This is a genomic window from Micromonospora sp. WMMD961 (genome assembly GCF_029626145.1).
Taxonomy (GTDB): Bacteria; Actinomycetota; Actinomycetes; order Mycobacteriales; family Micromonosporaceae; genus Micromonospora.
Window position 1 is genome coordinate 5,287,212 of record NZ_JARUBJ010000002.1, and the last position, 16,643, is coordinate 5,303,854.

The following is a 16,643-nucleotide window of genomic DNA, read 5'->3' on the forward strand; positions in this document are numbered from 1 at the left end:
GTCTCCCCTCCCGCCGTGTGCCTGCGTATAGGGTGCCGCACATGACGATCTCGGAGGTACGCACCCACCGGGTTTCCGCCCCCCTACACACCCCGTTCGTCACCGCGCTGCGTCGGACCACCACAGTGGACACCCTGGTGGTGGAACTGGTCGACTCCGACGGCCGGTCCGGCTTCGGCGAGGCGCCGCAGGTCTGGCAGGTCACCGGCGCGTCGGTCGCCGGCGCGGGAGCCTGCGTCCGCGAGGTGCTCGGCCCGCAGCTGATCGGTCGTGACCCGGACGACCTGGTGACCCGCTGCGTCGAGGTGCAGCGCGCGGTGGCCGGCAACGAGTCGGCGAAGGCGGCGGTGGACGTCGCGCTGCACGACCTCGCCGCCCGGCGACTGGGCGTACCCCTGGTGCGGTTGCTCGGGGGCACCACGCTGCGGGTGCCCACGGACGTCACGTTGGCGGCTGGCGACGCGGTGGACCTGGCGGCGGCGGCCCGGCAGCGGCAGGCCGACGGGTTCGGCGTACTCAAGCTGAAGGTCGGCACCGACGCGAGCGGCGACCTGGACCGGGTGCGGGCCGTGCGCGCGGCGGTCGGCCCGGGGGTCCGGATCCGGCTGGACGCCAACCAGGGTTGGACGCCCCGGGAGGCGGTGCGGGTGATTCGGGGCATCGAGGACTCCGGGCTCGACGTGGAGCTGGTCGAGCAGCCGGTGGCCCGCTGGGACCTGGACGGGCTGGCCTGGGTCAGCGACCGGGTGTCCGTGCCGATCCTGGCCGACGAGGCGGTCTTCGGCGTCCGTGACCTGGTGGAGGTGATCCGCCGTCGGGCCGCCGACCTGGTCAACGTCAAGTTGGCCAAGTGTGGCGGGCTGCACCCGGCACGGACCATCCTCGACCTGGCCAGCGCCCACGGTCTCGGCACGGTGGTCGGCTCGATGATGGAGAGTCAGGTCGGCATCGGGGCGGCGGCGAGCCTGGTCGGCGCGTACGGCACCACAGCGGTCCCCGACCTGGACGCCGCCTGGTGGCTGGCCTGGTCTCCAGTGCGGGGTGGCATCCGGTACGAAGGGGCGACCGTGGTGCTGCCGAACACCCCTGGCCTGGGAATCTCCGGCCTCACTGAAGCAAAGGTGCAGGCGCATGGTTGATGATCGTTGGTTTCTTTCATAGGGTTTCCCCTTGACGGCCGACACGATCTGGGGGTTGACGTGGAGCTGCAACCGGGCCGCGAGGCGGTCATCCGGGTCGCGGTGGCAACGCTGTGGACCTCCCCCGAGGCGGTCCGCCCGGTCGACCGCCCGGCACTGACCGCCCGCGCCGACATCCTGGCCTGGGTCGCCGGGATGACCACCGACCAGCAGGTCGGCGACTGCGTGCTGAGCCAACTCCTGCTCGGCGAGCGGGTCCTCGTCAGCGAGCTACGGCCGGACGGCTGGGCCCGGGTCGTCGCGGTCGAGCAGCCCGCCGCCAAGCTCGACCCGCGCGGCTACCCGGGATGGCTCCCCGTCGAGCAACTGACCCCCGTCGACCCGAGCGCCACCGGCACCGAACCGCCGCTGGTCGTGGACACCACGGTCACCGGGCTGCACGCCGCTCCGGGTGGTCCGGTGGTGCTGCCCGGCATCGTCGTCGGCACCCGCCTCGTCCCGGCCGGCCCCGCACGCGACGACTGGCGGCCGGTACACGTCCCCGGCCGGGCCACGCCGCTCTGGCTGCCCGCCGACCACCTCGTCGCGCCCCCTGCCGCCGCGCCGAACCCCGAGGAGGCGCTCGCGGTGGCGCAGCGACTGCTGGACGTGATCTACATCTGGGGTGGCCTCTCCGCGCACGGCATCGACTGCTCCGGGCTGGTGCACCTCGCCTGGCGGCGGCTCGGGGTGCTGCTACCCCGCGATGCGGACGACCAGGCCGCCGCCACCACCCCACTGACGTTGGGCGCGGAACGCCCCGGCGACCTCTACTTCTTCGCCCGCCCCGGCCGCAAGATCCACCACATCGGCATCGTCACCGCCCGGCCCGGCAACGGCGGAGAGCGTCGGATGCTGCACGCCTGCTACCGACGCCGGCGGGTCATCGAGGAGCCACTGCCGGCCGACCGGACCGCCACGCTGGTGGGCGCACACCGGGTCTAGGCGTGTGTCGGAGGTGTCGGCCGGGCCGGGCGCGTCCCGCACCCGACCGACACCCTGCTCAGCGTCGGGCGTCGACCAACTCACGGCGTCGGTCCCGCGAGGACTTGATCAGGCTTGCGGCGGTGGCGATGCCCAGGGTGCCGAGGATGACCAGCAGCGACAGCCAGATCGGGATGTGCGGCGCCCAACCGACGTGCTCGCCGCCGTTGATGAACGGCAGGTTGTTGTCGGCCAGCGCCTCCAGCACCAGCTTGACGCCGATGAAGCCGAGCACGACAGCCAGGCCGTAGCTCAGGTAGATCAACCGGTCGAGCAGGCCGCCGAGCAGGAAGTAGAGCTGACGAAGGCCCATCAACGCGAAGACGTTCGCGGTGAAGACCAGGTACGGCTCCTGGGTGATGCCGAAGATCGCCGGGATCGAGTCCAGGGCGAAGATCAGGTCGGTGGTGCCGATCGCGATCATCACGATCAGCATCGGGGTGAACAGCCGCTTGCCGGTCGCGTGGGTGGTGAGCTTCGCGCCGTCGTAGTCCTTGGAAATCGGCAGCGCCTTGCGGCTCCACCGGATCAGCACGTTCTCGGAGAACTCGTCCTCGTCCGGCTCGCCCTGCCGGGCCAGGTTGACCGCGGTGTAGATCAGGAACGCGCCGAAGATGTAGAAGACCCAGGAGAACTGCGAGATCAGCGCGGCACCGGCGGCGATGAACCCGCCGCGCATCACCAGCGCCAGCACTATGCCGACGAGCAGGACCTTCTGCTGGTACTGCCGGGGCACCCCGAAGCGGGCCATGATGATCACGAAGACGAAGAGGTTGTCCACCGAGAGGCTGTACTCGGTGAGCCAACCGGTGTAGAACTGCCCGGCCGGACTGGCCCCGGAGGTCAACCAGACCCCGGCGCCGAAGAGCAGGGCGAGACCGACGTAGAAGGCGACCCAGAGGCTCGACTCCCGCACACTCGGCTCGTGCGGGCGCCGACCAATGATCAACAGGTCGACGAGCAGGACCGCACTCAGTGCGACAAGCGTCCCCGCCCACACCAATCCGGACACGTCCAACGTTCATTCCTCCGGCAGACACGCGGCGTCGGGCACACCGTACGCCCCCGGAGGGGCCGGTGTGCCGCTGTCGCTCACTCTGGTGGCTGTCGGAGGTCTCTTCCGCCGCCACCCGTGACCGGGAGGCGACCTACGGGGCCGGGTCGGGTCGCCGTGGTTCCGGCGATCGACCGTGCTGACGACTCCGTCGCGGGGGAATACTCCCCTCCTCGGTGACCATTGTTGCCTACCACAGGCCGTGATCACACCCCGGGCGGTCGGTGGTGCCGGACACGGGTCACGCCCCCTAGGTGTCCTAGGAGGCTAGTGCAGCGGGAACAGGCCCCGGGACACCATCTGCCCCGCCCGCCGTGGGAGGCTTTCCGACATGGTGCTCGAAGTCGCGCTGATCGACGTACTACCCGGACACGAGGACGCGTTCGCCGCCGCGTACGCCGAGGGTCACCCGGTGCTCGCCGGGGCCACCGGTTGCCGCTCCGTGCGGATGACGCGGGGCATCGAGTCCCCGACCCGCTTCGTGCTCCTCGTCGAATGGGATTCGGTCGAGGCCCACGAGGACAACTTCCGGGCCACCGAACGCTTCGAGCGGTGGCGTGCGTTGATCGGGCCGCACTTCGCCGGGCCGCCCGTGGTCGAGCACTTCCTCGACGTACCCGCCTGAGCGTCGCTGGCGTGGCCCAGGGTCGCTGTCGTACCCCGCGGTTATCGTGCCCGCGCACGCGCCGGCCGCCGGTCCCGACGGGCTCGGGGGCGCCGGGCCCGGTGGCCGCGCGGCACGACCCCTACTCGCCGACGCGGCGGGCCAGCACGGTGATCGTCTCCTCCGGTGACAACGCCGCCGCCAGCAGCGCCTCGGTCATCCGCTGGTAACGGTCCACGTCGAGCACGGTGGCCAGCCGGACGTCGGTGGTCAACGCCTCGAGCATCACCGTCCGCGGGTCCGCCGGGTCTGGAAAGGCATAGCAGGAGTACGGCGTGAGTGGGTGCAGCCCGCCGCCGGCCGCCCCGCGGGGCAGCAGCCGCACCGTGACGTGGGACAGCCCGGTCACGGCCACCAGGTGCCGCAACTGTTCCCGCCAGACCGCCTCCGGCAGGTCGCCCGGGTCGCAGACCGCCTCGGCGAGCACCGCGGTGTAGCGCGGCGGATACGCCCGCCGTAACACCTCCTGCCGCAGCGCCCGGGCGCGCACCTCGGCCTCCACGTCCACCTCGGGCGTGAGCTGCACGCCGGCCGTGACCAGCACCCGGGCGTACGCGGGCGTCTGCAGCAGCCCCGGCACGACTGACGGCTGGTACTCGACGATGTCGGCCGCACCCGCCTCCAACTCGGCGTAGGTGCGTTGCCGCTCACTCATCTCGCCCAGGGTCTTCCACCAGCCGCGGCTGGTCGCCGCGTCCCGGGCGATCACGATCAGTGCCTCGCGGGCGGGCGAGGGCACCTTGTAGATATCCAGCAGATCCAACACGTCGGCGAGGTCAGGACGGCTCTGACCCAACTCGATGCGGGACAACTTCGACGTCGAGGCCCAGCCCAGCCGGTCGCAGACCTGCTCCAGGGTCAGCGCCTCGCGCCGGCGTAGTTGGCGCAACTCTGCGCCCAGACGTGCACGTCGAATGACAGGACTTGTTGGCAGCGGCATCCCGGCCTCCCCACCGAGGGAGAGTACGCAGGACGATCACCCAGTGCAATAGGTCGCTCGCACACCGCAATCAGGGCATTCGGTGCCGCCGCCGATTGGGACCGCAGGCACCGGTTGTACTCGCTGGTCGGCAGGGGTTTTCGCGGGCGGTGGAGGCCCGTGCTGGAGCACACGGCCCGGTGGGCAGGCAAACGCTGTTCGGTGCGAGCCCTGCTCGGTGCGAGCCCTGCTCGGTGCGAGCCCTGCTCGGTGCGGACCCGATGCCGTTCTGGACCTGAGCCGCACGTGATGCATTCGACCGCGCCGAGGAGGGCATCACCACCCGCTGGCGCTGTCGAGCTGATGTCGCAAACGATTCAGCCGGCACCACGGCCCAAGCCGAGGAAGACCGCGGCCCAGCAGAGGCGCGGCCCAGCAGAGGGAGACCGCGGCCCAGCCAGGGACAAGCGCGGCCCAGCAGAGGGAGACCGCGGCCCAGCCAGGGACAAGCGCGGCCCAGCCGAGGGACAACCGGTTGCCGTCACCGATACGTGGCCGTGATGCCACAAACGATTCAGCTCCAAAGCCTCCCAACCAGCACGCCTGCAGGTGGCGGGAGTGGGCGAGTGGGCGAGTGGGCGAGTGGCCGAGAGTGGGCGAGTGGCCGAGGGTGGGCGAGTGGCCGAGGGTGGGCGAGTGGCCGAGGGTGGGCGAGTGGCCGAGGGTGGGCGAGTGGCCGAGGGTGGCGGCTGGCGGGCGGGCGCGACTGGCTCAGGGGCGGTAGGTGCCGAAGGCCCACAGGTTGCCGGCCAGGTCGCGGGCGGCGTAGTCGCGTGAGCCGTAGTCGGTGTCGAACGGTTCCCGGGTGATCTCGGCGCCGGCCGCGCGAGCCTGGGCACAGTGGGCATCGACGTCCGGCACCGCCACGTAGACCGACCAGTCTTCGGTGACCGACCGAGGTGCGGTGTCGGCTTGACCACCCAACATGATCATGCCGGTGTCGAGGACGAGCTCGGCGTGCGCGACGGAGCCGTCCGGCGTCTCGTGGACGGCGTGCTCCTGGAAACCGAAGGCGGAGCAGAGCCACTCGATCGCGGCACGGGGATCGGGGTAACGAAGAATCGGATAGACGGTTCGCATGAGCTCATTCTGTGGCCCACTGACCGGGTTCGGATTGGACGAACGTGACCTCGGCACGTCGACCGGGCGAGTTTCAGCCGACCGTCGACCGGGAGGCGAGCAGCGCGGTCGGGGTGCCCCCGGTGAACTCACGGAAGTCCCGGATCAGGTGCGACTGGTCGTAGTAGCCGCAGCACGCCGCGACCGCGGCCCAGTCGACCGACCTCCCCGCGCCGGACTCGGCCGCAGCCGGCCCGCCCGGCCCGCCGTCGACCGGCGGCCCGTGGCCCGGTCCGCCCAGGGCGCTCGGCCCGACCGGCGGGCCTACGTCGCTCAACGCCGCGCACGCCTGTTGGAACCGCAGCAACCGGGCGGCCGTCTTGGGCGGCAGACCCACCTCCTGCCGGAACCGGGACGCGAGATGGCGTCGGCTCCAGCCCACCTCGTCGGCCAACGCACCGACGCTGCCCCGCCCACCGCTGGCGACAAGCCACCGCCACGCCCAGTCGAGGCGGGCGTCCACCGGCGGGGACGCCGCCAGCCGGGCACCGAGCACCCTGTCGAGCAGGATGAAGCGCTCCGGCCAGCCGGGCGTCGCGGCGAGCCGGTCACGCAGTCGCGTCAGCCAACGGTCCGGAAGCTGCCCGACGGCGACCGCCCGATTGGTCAACTCGCTCAGCGGCAGGCCGAGGAGCCGGCGGGCGGCCAGCGGGGCGAGCAGTAGCTCGACGCCCTCCCCCACACCCAGCGTGCGGGTCGTGCACCAGCCGTCGAAGGTGCCGGCCACGAACGAGTCGACCTGCGTCACGCCGCGCTCCGCGCTGCGCGGGTCGGTCACGTCCAGCGGAGCGCCCCAACCGAGGATCAGCACCACGAAGACGCCCGCCGGCTCGCGGCGGACCAAGGGGAGGTCGGCCCGCTCGCGGTAACCCACGTACCGGTCCACGAACGGACGCAGACGTACATCGGGCCGCCCGACGACCATCTCGTCGGCCGCTGCCACCTCCGTCAACCGCGTCCACCCTTCGCGTGAGGCCGCCCGCGCCCGGCGAGCCGCCCCGACCAGCCGTCGGAGGCCCGGGCCGCCAGCGCCCGAGCGGGGCGGCGGCGGAGCGGCCGTCCGTCATTTCACCCCGGCGGCGTCCATGCCGCGTAGCTCCTTCTTCAGGTCGGAGACCTCGTCGCGGATCCGAGCCGCCAGCTCGAACTGCAACTCCCGGGCGGCGGCCAGCATCTGGTCGTTGAGTTCCTGGATCAGCTGGGCGAGGTCGGCGCGGGCCATCCCCTCCCGCGAGGTGGTGGCAGCAGCGGACCGGCTCCGGCTGCGGGTCTCCTTGACCGGCGCCTTGCCCCGGGAGAGCTGACGCACCGCACCCCCGACCCGAGAGTTCTCGGTGTCCTCCGCTTCGCGGTAGATGTCGTCCAGGATGTCGTGGATCTTCTTCCGCAACGGCTCCGGGCTGATCCCGTGCGCCTCGTTGTGCGCGATCTGCTTGGCCCGCCGCCGGTCGGTCTCGTCGATCGCCGCCGCCATCGACGGGGTGATCTTGTCGGCGTACATGTGCACCTGACCGGAGACGTTACGAGCGGCCCGGCCGATGGTCTGGATCAACGATCGGCCGCTGCGCAGGAAGCCCTCCTTGTCGGCGTCGAGGATCGCCACCAGCGACACCTCGGGAAGATCGAGACCTTCCCGGAGCAGGTTGATGCCGACCAGCACGTCGTAGTCGCCCTTGCGCAGCTCGCGCAGCAGCTCCACCCGACGCAGCGTGTCGACCTCCGAGTGCAGGTAACGCACCCGGATGCCGTTCTCCAGGAGGTAGTCGGACAGGTCCTCGGCCATCTTCTTGGTCAACGTGGTGACCAGCACCCGCTCGTCGCGGTCGGTCCGCAGCTTGATCTCGTGCATCAGGTCGTCGATCTGACCCTTGGTCGGCTTGATCACGACCTGCGGGTCGACCAGACCGGTGGGCCGGATGACCTGCTCGACGAACTCGCCCTGGGCCTGCTCCATCTCCCAGGTGCCGGGAGTCGCGGAGAGGAAGACCATCTGGCCGACCCGCTCCAGGAACTCGTCGAAGCGCAGCGGCCGGTTGTCGGCCGCGCTGGGCAGCCGGAAGCCGTGGTCGATGAGCATCCGCTTGCGGGACGCGTCGCCCTCGTACATGCCGCCGATCTGCGGGATGGTCACGTGCGACTCGTCGACGACGGTGAGGAAGTCGTCGGGGAAGTAGTCGAGCAGGCAGTGCGGCGGGCTGCCGGGCAGCCGCCCGTCCATGTGCATCGAGTAGTTCTCGATGCCGGAGCAGAAGCCCACCTGCCGCATCATCTCGATGTCGTAGGTGGTGCGCATCCGCAACCGCTGCGCCTCCAGCAGCTTGCCCTGCCGCTCCAACTCGGCGAGGCGTTCGGTCAGCTCCACCTCGATGTCACGGATCGCCCGCTCCATCCGCTCCGGACCGGCCGCGTAGTGCGTGGCCGGGAAGATCACCAACTGGTCGACCTCGCGGACCACGTCACCGGTCAACGGGTTGAGGTAGTAGAGCTTCTCCACCTCGTCACCGAACAGCTCGACGCGGACGGCCAACTCCTCGTACGCCGGGATGATCTCCAGCGTGTCGCCGCGGACCCGGAAGGTGCCCCGCTGGAAGGCCATGTCGTTGCGGGTGTACTGGATGTCGACCAGCCGGCGCAGCAACTGGTCGCGGTCGAGCTCCTGGCCGACCTGCACCTTCACCGCCCGGTCGAGGTATTCCTCCGGGGTGCCCAGGCCGTAGATCGCCGAGACGGTCGCCACCACGATCACGTCGCGGCGGGTGAGCAGCGACATCGTCGCCGAGTGCCGCAGTCGCTCGACCTCCTCGTTGATCGAGGAGTCCTTCTCGATGTAGGTGTCGGTCTGCGGGATGTACGCCTCGGGCTGGTAGTAGTCGTAGTACGAGACGAAGTATTCGACCGCGTTGTGCGGCAGCAGCTCGCTGAACTCCTTGGCCAGCTGCGCGGCGAGCGTCTTGTTCGGGGCGAGCACCAGGGTCGGGCGCTGCAGCCGCTCGACCAGCCATGCCGTGGTGGCGCTCTTGCCGGTGCCGGTGGCGCCGAGCAGCACGGTGTTACGGTCGCCTTGCCGGACCCGACGCGCAAGCTCGTCGATGGCGGCCGGTTGGTCGCCGGCCGGCTGGAACTCACTGACGACCTGGAAGCGGCTGTCGAGCCGGGGAATGTCGAGCGCCATGCCGTCAACGGTACGCCGGAGGTCCGACAGGAACGGCCGTCACGCCAGGTACGTGATCGGCTTCAATATTCCCATTGTGTGGCCCATGTCACCGGGACTACCCTCTTCATGTAGGCCGCTCGCGGCGGCCGACCGGGCCGGTGGCCAGGCCGTCATCACGGCCGGCCGCCCCCGGCACTGCGGTCGCAGCACCCGGCTCGTCCGGCGTGCGCACCCGTGTGGTCGCGCTCGAGGCGCAGACCGGCCGCCGCGAGCGCCCCTGCTCGTCACCCCGGTGCCTCCCCGCCCGTTTCACCTCCGTGGACACCTCTCCGACGCCGGCTCCCGACACCACCCCCCGCGCCGGCCGCAACGCCGACGCCGAACGGCGACGTTCCACCGCACGCACCACCGAAGGGCCCGCGAGCACCCGCCGCAACGACACCTCCGCCCCTGCCGTCGACCTGGCGGACGCGGCCGGCCGACCCCCGGCCAGCCGCCGTCGACGTCGTGCGCTGCTGTTGCTCGCACTGACCGCGGTGACGTCCGCGGCGGCGCTGGTGTTCGGGCTGTTGAGCTGGGCGCCCGATCCGCCCGAGCCGACCCGGCCGCTGACCGTCGCCGAGGGCGAGCGGTTGGCCGCCGTGCGGGTCACCAACCTGCGGGACCTGCGCGCCGGGGTCCGGGTCACCGCTGGCGTCGACGCCGCCCGGATCGAGCTGGTGGGGTGGGTCGACTGGTCTCGGTCCCTGCTCTACCTCGATGTGGGTGGGCCGGGCGCGGGCGCCGAACGAGGGCTGGTGCAGAAGGTCGGCGCGGTCCTGGTGGTCCGACCCGACCCTGCGGCCGTACCCACTCCCGCCGCACCACCGCTGGTGCCTCCTGCGGACCGTTGGCGGTTGCACCGCCTGGCACCTGGGACGAACCTGGCACCGGTGCTGGACCTACTTCTCGGCCTCGCCGCCGACCGCCCGGACGCGACGCAGACGGTGCCCGGCAGCGGCGCGCGCTGGATCGCCCGGGACACCGTGGCCGCCGGCCCGGTGGACGTCCTGCAGGCGTCGCTGCCCGGGACAGCACCCCCCGCCCGAGCACCCGGCAGCACCACCCCGGACGCGGGTTCGGCGAACACCGACCCGGACGGGCAGACCCGATTCTGGCTCGACCAGGACGCCCGCCTCCACAAACTGGTGACCCGGCTGCCCGGCGTCGGCGCGGTCACGGTGGTCCTCAACCGGACGGATCGACCGACACTGCACCCGGTGGACGCCCTCGGTGGTCGGCCCGGCCTGCCCCGCGCGCTGACCGACGCCGAGCGGCGTCGACTGGACCAGCTACCGGCCCGGTTACGCGCACAGAACGGCGCCACGCTGACGCTGACCGCTCCCGTGGGCACGGACACGAACCTGCGGGGCGCCGGCTGGTTGAGCTGGACCACGCGTACCGCGTACCTCGCGGTTGCCGACCTGGGCGTGCCGGACCGCCGGACCCTGCTGCGGCGCGACACCACCGGTATGGCCCGGGCGGACCTGCCCGCGGGCACCGCCGGTGGCGGCACCGCGGAGGAGCCCGACCGGCCGCCGCTACCGCCGCCGGCCGGACCGTGGCGCGTCTCGCGATCCGGTAGCGACGCAGTGAGCGTGCTCGTCGACGCGGCGGTGGCCGCCGGGTCGGTCGGGCCACGCGGTGCGGCCGTCCGGGTACGCGAGGACGTCGCCGGCGGACAGACGGTGGACGTCGTCGAGGTGGGCCCGGCCGGGGCGCGGCTCCGCTACTGGATAGACCACGACGGGTCGTTACGCCGACTGGAGCTGCACACCGACGCCAACGCGTGGGCCCAGCTGGATTTCCGGCCCACCGTGGTGCCCCGGCTGGCCCCGATACCCCGGTCGGCTGCCACCCCTCGACCCCGCTGACCCGTACCGCTCAGGGCCGCCAGCCGGTCTGCTCGGCCCACTGCTCAGCGCGGAGGTACTCCTCGTCGAACCACGGATCGTTGGCCGTGCCCGAGTCGCCGGCCTCCGGTGCCGCGTCGACGAGGTCCCGCTTGAGCAGCAGATAGGTGGCGCGCTGATCCGGGTCGGCACGAAGGTGGTCGCGCATCATCAGGGCGTACCGCCAGCCCGGCGAGTCGGCGACCCGCACGTGCAGGCGAACCGGGCGGGCCGGGTCCGCACTGCCGTGCAGCCTCTTCTTCCACCGGGCGCTGCCGGCCGGACGCGGGTCGTCCCACCACTGCCCCGGCACCCGGGGGAACCCGGCGTTCGCCAGTCGGTCGGCCAGCGCGCCATCGGCGTCGGCGAGGCTGGTCACGGCCACCTGCACGTCGATGACGTCCTGGGCGGCGAGGCCGGGCACCGCGGTCGAGCCGATGTGGTCGATCCGTAGGGCGTCCGAACCGAGCGCGTGTCGGATCCGGGCGGCCAGCCGCGCGTACTGCTCAGGCCACGTCGTGTCGGGGCCGGCCCGGTCGATCCGACCGGGCGGGACCACCCGCCGCTCGCGCAGATTGTCCTCGAAGGGCAGCAACCGCCGTTGCCAGAGCGCGTCGACGGCGTCGTGCAGGGCCGCCAGGCTGCCGTCGTTGGTCAGCACCACGTCCGCAGCGGCCCGCCGACGGCCGTCGTCGGCCTGGGCGGCCATCCGCCGCTCAGCCTCCGCGCGGCCCATCCCCCGGTCACGCGCCAGCCGTTCCAGTCGGGTCGTCACGGCCGTCTGCACCACGATCACCAGGTGGTACGTGGGCGCGAGACCCACCTCGACCAGCAGCGGTACGTCGTTGACGACGATCGCGTCCGGCGCCGCGGCGGCGGTCAACTCCGCGGTACGGGCCCGCACCCGAGGGTGGATGATCGACTCAAGCCGACGGCGCGCCGCCTCGTCGTCGAACACCAGCGCGCCCAACGCGGCACGGTCCAACGCGCCATCGGCGTCCAGCACCGAGTCGGAGAAGGCGGCAACGATCTCGGCCAGCCCGTCCGTGCCCGGTGCCACGACCTCCCGTGCCATCTGGTCGGCGTCGATGAGCACCGCGCCCCGCTCGGCCAGCCGTGCGGCCACCGCGCTCTTGCCCGACCCGATCCCGCCGGTCAACCCCACTCTCAACACCCGACCAGTCAACCGGATCCCCAAGGCCACCAGCAAACCCGCCCACCCCGACCCGGCCTAGCCCAGCCAGCCGGCGCGGCCCAGCAGGCACGACACGGCCCCCTACACCCGGCCGGGCACCCTGCTCATGACGAAGGCCCCGCCCCCGGCGATCCGAAGATCGCGGGGACGGGGCCCGTCGTCGTTCAGCGGGTCACTTACCGCCGGCGAGCTTCTCCCGCAGTGCGGCGAGCGCCTCGTCGGTGGCCAGCGTGCCAGCCGGCTCCTCGGCCTGCCGGCTCGGGGCCGGGCTGGACGAGGAGGAGGTGCTGCCACCGCCACCACCGGCAGCGGCCGGGACGGCCGGAGTCGGGTTGGCAGCGGCCTCGGCGTCGGCGGCCCGAGAGGTCTGCACCTGCTTGGTGTGGGCCTCCCAGCGCTGACGAGCCTCGGCGTACTGGTTCTCCCAGGTCTCGCGCTGCTTGTCGTACCCCTCGAGCCACTCGCCCGTCTCCGGGTCGAAGCCCTCCGGGTAGATGTAGTTGCCCTCGGTGTCGTACGTCGCGGCCATGCCGTAGAGGGTCGGGTCGAAGTGCTCCTCGCCCTCGACGAAGCCCTCGTTGGCCTGCTTGAGCGACAGGGAGATCCGGCGACGCTCCAGGTCGATGTCGATGACCTTGACCATGACCTCGGAGCCGACCTGGACGACCTGCTCCGGGATCTCCACGTGGCGCTCGGCCAGCTCGGAGATGTGGACCAGGCCCTCGATGCCGTCGTCGACGCGGACGAACGCACCGAACGGGACCAGCTTGGTGACCTTACCCGGCACGATCTGCTGGATCGCGTGGGTGCGGGCGAACTGCCGCCACGGGTCCTCCTGGGTCGCCTTCAGCGACAGCGAGACCCGCTCGCGGTCCAGGTCGACGTCCAGGACCTCGACCTCGACCTCCTGGCCCACCTCGACGACCTCGGACGGGTGGTCGATGTGCTTCCAGGACAGCTCGGAGACGTGCACCAGACCGTCGACGCCGCCGAGGTCCACGAACGCGCCGAAGTTGACGATCGAGGACACGACGCCCTTGCGGACCTGGCCCTTCTGCAGCTTGTTGAGGAACTCGGTGCGCACCTCGGACTGCGTCTGCTCGAGCCAGGCCCGGCGGGACAGGACCACGTTGTTGCGGTTCTTGTCCAGCTCGATGATCTTGGCTTCGAGCTCGCGCCCGACGTACGGCTGCAGGTCACGCACACGACGCATCTCGACCAGCGACGCGGGCAGGAAGCCGCGCAGCCCGATGTCGAGGATGAGGCCGCCCTTGACCACCTCGATGACCGAACCGCGGACGACGCCGTCCTCGTCCTTGATCTTCTCGATCGTGCCCCAGGCCCGCTCGTACTGCGCCCGCTTCTTGGAGAGGATCAGACGACCCTCCTTGTCCTCCTTCTGGAGGACCAGGGCCTCGATGTGGTCACCAACCGTCACAACCTCGGCGGGGTCCACGTCGTGCTTGATCGACAACTCCCGAGAGGGGATGACGCCCTCGGTCTTGTAGCCGATGTCGAGCAGGACCTCGTCCCGATCGACCTTGACGACGGTGCCTTCGACAATGTCGCCGTCGTTGAAGTACTTGATGGTCTCGTCGATCGCGGCGAGGAAAGCCTCCTCGGAACCGAGATCGTCGTGGGTGACCCGGGTGGCGCTCGAGGGGGCCTCGATGCTGCTCGTCATGTGGGCGGTTGCTCCGGTCGGTGGGTTGTCACAGCAGGCTGGTGTCGCGGTGACCTGTTCGCGCCAGCGGATCCGTCGCCGGGCACACCGAACGATCGCTAGTGAGATCATGATGTGGCTCCGTCGACCGCGCACCTGCTCCCTGCCGAGGCAACGCGATCCGCGAGCGCATCGTCTAGCCTACCGTGCGCATTACCACAGCGTGCAAGCCCTCCCGGCTTCTCTACGTGCGGTGACCTGCGAAAGACGAACAATCGCCCGGAAACGACCCCTGCTGTCTCGTGCGTCACAGCGGCCCCAAGCGCCCCGCCCGACGGGCGCCGACCGGTCGGCGCCGCTCGATCAACCGACCCACCGCCCGGACCGCGCCACCCTACGGAAACCGGTCGCGGCCGACGACGCCCGGTGAGAAGTCCGCCGGATCCGGCCGCGCCGCCGCAACCGACCCGGCGCGCAGGGCCTAGCGTGGGCGCCGTGGATGACGACAGCCGGGTCACCCGGCGCCGGGTGGGTGACGCCGAGGTCCGGCGGGCCAACCGCGGCTGGTGGGACACCGACGCCGACGACTACCAGGCCGAGCACGGCGCGTTCCTCGGCGACGTGGACTTCGTCTGGTGTCCGGAAGGACTCCGCGAGGCCGACGCCCACCTGCTCGGCGAGGTGTCCGGGCGGCGTGTGCTGGAGGTCGGCTGCGGGGCGGCGGCCGCCGCCCGCTGGCTCGCCACCCAGGGCGCCCGGCCGGTCGCCTTCGACCTGTCCGCCGGCATGTTGCGGCACGCCGCCAAGGCCGCCGACGACACCGGGGTACGCGTACCGCTGGTGCAGGCCGACGCCCTCGCCCTGCCGTTCGCCGATCGGTCGTTCGACAGCGCCTGCACCGCGTTCGGCGCGATCCCGTTCGTGGACGACTCGGCGGCCCTGCACGCCGAGGTGCACCGGGTGCTGCGCCCCGGCGGACGATGGGTGTTCTCGGTGACCCACCCGATGCGCTGGATCTTCCTCGACGATCCCGGCCAGGGCGGGCTGACGGCCGTGCACTCGTACTTCGACCGCTCTCCCTACGTGGAGCAGGACGAATCCGGCGTGGCCACCTACGTCGAGCAGCACCGCACCCTCGGCGACCGGATCCGGGAGCTGGTTGCGGCCGGGTTCCGGCTGGTGGACCTCGTGGAGCCGGAGTGGCCGGAGGGGCACGAGGGCATCTGGGGGCAGTGGAGCCCGCTGCGCGGACGACTCTTCCCCGGTACCGCCATCTTCGTCACCGAGAAGCCCGCCGACTGAGCGCTTCGCACCCGCGGTCCGACCTGCGACCCATCGATCGCCGGTAGGCTCGGCCCCATGAGCGCCGAGCCCATCCCGACATCACCTGGCCCCTGGTGTCCGGATCCGATGCGGCAGCAGCGTGCCGACTACACGCTGGGGGACCTGCTCGCCCTGCCGGACGACGCCCCCCGCGTCGAACTCGTCGACGGAGTCATCCAGGTGACACCCTCCCCCACCCTGGGCCATCAAGACATCTCGTTCCTGCTACGTCTGTGGCTCCACAGGCATGCGCCGGCTCACCTGCGGGTGAGCCAGGCCATCGGTGTTGGGCTCAGCCCCAACACCAGCCGTCAGCCGGACGTGCTGGTCTGTCGCGCCGAGGTGCCGTCCCACCGGTCCACGTTACGGCCGGCGGACGTCGTGCTCGCCGTGGAGATCGTCTCGCCCGGCACGCGACGGATCGACCGGTTCGCGAAGCCCGGTGAGTACGCTGCCGCCGGCATCCCGTTCTACTGGCGGATCGAGCAGGACCCGGTGCACGTCTACGCGTACCGGATCGGCGACCACGTGGGGCCGGGCGGTGAGCGGCAGTACGAGCTGGTCGTCGACGGCGCCGACGTGATCGAACTGGCCGAGCCGTTCGACATCAAACTGCCGATCGCCGAGCTCACCCCGTAGTCGTTTCTCCCCACAGTCGTTTCTCCCCGGCCGGGTCGGGTAGCCGAGGACCATGGCCGAACAGAGATTCCACAAGGGCGACCATGTCTCCTGGTCGGCCCACGGCAGCCGCGCGCACGGCGTGGTGCAGGAGACCATCACCGAGCGGACCCGAATCCGGGGACGGGCCGTGAACGCGGCGCCCGACGACCCGCAGTACCGGGTACGCAGTGACGGAACGGGCCGCGACGTGGCCCACCGCCCCGAGGCGCTGCGCCATGAGCAAGGCTGACGACAAGGGCCGGGACACCTATCGGGAGTTCACCGAGGCGGTGAACATGAAGCCCGGCGAGCTGTCGTCCTGGCTGGAGACCGACGAGTCGAAGCAGGTCGGCTGGCACAAGGGCGGCCGCTCCGGTGGCGGCGAGTCCGTCGGGCACGAGTCCGGCCGGAAGATCATCAACCTGCTGCGTCGTAAGCGCGGTGATCTGTCCGAGGGCGACTACAAGCACATGCGCAAGGTGGTCGGCTACGTACGCCGGCACATGGCGCAGCGCCCCTCCGGCAACGTCCGCGACACGAAGTGGCGCTGGTCCCTGATGAACTGGGGCCACGACCCGATGAAGTAACGAACCGGCCCGATACGTCGCGGGCCCCCGCAGCAAGATCCGCACAACTTCGCTGAAGTTGCTGCCTCAGAACGCCACGACCCAGCACTTTCCCCGAAGTTGCGCAGATCATGAGGCGGGGGACGGGCCCATGACACCTACGGCCGCGACAA

14 protein-coding genes and 1 pseudogene are annotated in these 16,643 nt (G+C 71.3%); 8 read left to right on the plus strand and 7 right to left on the minus strand.

Annotation, left to right across the window (positions count from 1 at the left end):
- Nucleotides 1-41 precede the first annotated feature (41 nt).
- Together O7614_RS23825 and O7614_RS23830 are read left to right on the plus strand one after the other, a co-directional pair.
- On the plus strand, nt 42-1,139 hold the full coding sequence (locus O7614_RS23825; RefSeq protein ID WP_278140687.1) for a dipeptide epimerase: 1,098 nt from the start codon (nt 42-44) through the stop codon (nt 1,137-1,139).
- Between the two features lie 60 nt (nt 1,140-1,199).
- The gene (locus O7614_RS23830; protein ID WP_278140688.1) at nt 1,200-2,123 is read left to right on the plus strand and encodes an NlpC/P60 family protein; all 924 of its coding nucleotides are present in this window, start codon (nt 1,200-1,202) and stop codon (nt 2,121-2,123) included.
- A 58-nt stretch (nt 2,124-2,181) separates the two neighbouring features.
- Here O7614_RS23830 and O7614_RS23835 read toward each other — a convergent pair whose 3' ends face one another.
- A complete protein-coding gene (locus O7614_RS23835; RefSeq protein ID WP_278140689.1) occupies nt 2,182-3,180 on the minus strand; it encodes a TerC family protein in 999 nt (332 codons plus the stop codon).
- 367 nt (nt 3,181-3,547) lie between these two features.
- Between O7614_RS23835 and O7614_RS23840 the strand changes: the two genes are divergently transcribed.
- Nucleotides 3,548-3,841 (plus strand): antibiotic biosynthesis monooxygenase family protein, encoded by a 294-nt coding sequence (locus O7614_RS23840; RefSeq protein ID WP_269683177.1) that lies wholly within the window; start codon nt 3,548-3,550, stop codon nt 3,839-3,841.
- 121 nt (nt 3,842-3,962) lie between these two features.
- On the opposite strand, the gene O7614_RS23845 is transcribed toward O7614_RS23840, so the two are convergent.
- The 4 genes from O7614_RS23845 to uvrB form a co-directional block, all read right to left on the minus strand.
- Nucleotides 3,963-4,820 carry a helix-turn-helix transcriptional regulator gene (locus tag O7614_RS23845; protein ID WP_278140690.1) on the minus strand — a complete coding sequence of 286 codons (858 nt, stop codon included), beginning with the start codon at nt 4,818-4,820 and terminating at the stop codon, nt 3,963-3,965.
- Nucleotides 4,821-5,570: 750 nt separating this feature from the next.
- Nucleotides 5,571-5,939: a VOC family protein gene (locus O7614_RS23850; protein WP_278140691.1), complete on the minus strand. Its 369-nt coding sequence runs from the start codon at nt 5,937-5,939 to the stop codon at nt 5,571-5,573.
- Between the two features lie 73 nt (nt 5,940-6,012).
- On the minus strand, nt 6,013-6,921 hold the full coding sequence (locus O7614_RS23855; protein WP_278142356.1) for an AraC family transcriptional regulator: 909 nt from the start codon (nt 6,919-6,921) through the stop codon (nt 6,013-6,015).
- Nucleotides 6,922-7,041: 120 nt separating this feature from the next.
- Complete coding sequence (uvrB, locus tag O7614_RS23860; protein WP_278140692.1) at nt 7,042-9,150, minus strand: excinuclease ABC subunit UvrB; 2,109 nt, start codon at nt 9,148-9,150, stop codon at nt 7,042-7,044.
- Nucleotides 9,151-9,356: 206 nt separating this feature from the next.
- Here uvrB and O7614_RS23865 point away from each other — a divergent pair, with 206 nt between their 5' ends.
- Nucleotides 9,357-11,045, plus strand: a complete 1,689-nt coding sequence (locus O7614_RS23865; protein WP_278140693.1) for a hypothetical protein — start codon at nt 9,357-9,359, stop codon at nt 11,043-11,045.
- A 10-nt stretch (nt 11,046-11,055) separates the two neighbouring features.
- Here O7614_RS23865 and coaE read toward each other — a convergent pair whose 3' ends face one another.
- Both coaE and rpsA read right to left on the minus strand, forming a co-directional pair.
- On the minus strand, nt 11,056-12,237 hold the full coding sequence (coaE, locus tag O7614_RS23870; protein WP_278142357.1) for a dephospho-CoA kinase: 1,182 nt from the start codon (nt 12,235-12,237) through the stop codon (nt 11,056-11,058).
- A gap of 193 nt (nt 12,238-12,430) precedes the next feature.
- Nucleotides 12,431-14,053 carry a 30S ribosomal protein S1 gene (gene rpsA / locus O7614_RS23875; RefSeq protein ID WP_278140694.1) on the minus strand — a complete coding sequence of 541 codons (1,623 nt, stop codon included), beginning with the start codon at nt 14,051-14,053 and terminating at the stop codon, nt 12,431-12,433.
- 363 nt (nt 14,054-14,416) lie between these two features.
- Between rpsA and O7614_RS23880 the strand changes: the two genes are divergently transcribed.
- From O7614_RS23880 to O7614_RS23895, 4 genes and pseudogenes are all read left to right on the plus strand, one after another.
- Nucleotides 14,417-15,223, plus strand: a complete 807-nt coding sequence (locus O7614_RS23880) for a class I SAM-dependent methyltransferase (RefSeq protein ID WP_278140695.1) — start codon at nt 14,417-14,419, stop codon at nt 15,221-15,223.
- Between the two features lie 57 nt (nt 15,224-15,280).
- A complete protein-coding gene (locus O7614_RS23885) occupies nt 15,281-15,883 on the plus strand; it encodes a Uma2 family endonuclease (RefSeq protein ID WP_278140696.1) in 603 nt (200 codons plus the stop codon).
- 52 nt (nt 15,884-15,935) lie between these two features.
- Nucleotides 15,936-16,154 (plus strand): DUF2945 domain-containing protein, encoded by a 219-nt coding sequence (locus tag O7614_RS23890; protein ID WP_278140697.1) that lies wholly within the window; start codon nt 15,936-15,938, stop codon nt 16,152-16,154.
- Nucleotides 16,141-16,488: pseudogene (locus O7614_RS23895) on the plus strand (DUF3140 domain-containing protein); the annotation flags it as partial. The gene O7614_RS23890 and the pseudogene O7614_RS23895, both read left to right, overlap by 14 nt.
- Nucleotides 16,489-16,643 lie beyond the last annotated feature (155 nt).

Coding starts and splice junctions, on each gene's coding strand:
- O7614_RS23850 (WP_278140691.1), bottom strand. CDS start 5,939: ATGCGAACCGTCTATCCGATTCTTCGTTACCCCGATCCCCGTGCCGCG.
- rpsA (WP_278140694.1), bottom strand. CDS start 14,053: ATGATCTCACTAGCGATCGTTCGGTGTGCCCGGCGACGGATCCGCTGG.
- O7614_RS23825 (WP_278140687.1), top strand. CDS start 42: ATGACGATCTCGGAGGTACGCACCCACCGGGTTTCCGCCCCCCTACAC.
- O7614_RS23885 (WP_278140696.1), top strand. CDS start 15,281: ATGAGCGCCGAGCCCATCCCGACATCACCTGGCCCCTGGTGTCCGGAT.
- uvrB (WP_278140692.1), bottom strand. CDS start 9,150: ATGGCGCTCGACATTCCCCGGCTCGACAGCCGCTTCCAGGTCGTCAGT.
- O7614_RS23890 (WP_278140697.1), top strand. CDS start 15,936: ATGGCCGAACAGAGATTCCACAAGGGCGACCATGTCTCCTGGTCGGCC.
- O7614_RS23840 (WP_269683177.1), top strand. CDS start 3,548: ATGGTGCTCGAAGTCGCGCTGATCGACGTACTACCCGGACACGAGGAC.
- O7614_RS23845 (WP_278140690.1), bottom strand. CDS start 4,820: ATGCCGCTGCCAACAAGTCCTGTCATTCGACGTGCACGTCTGGGCGCA.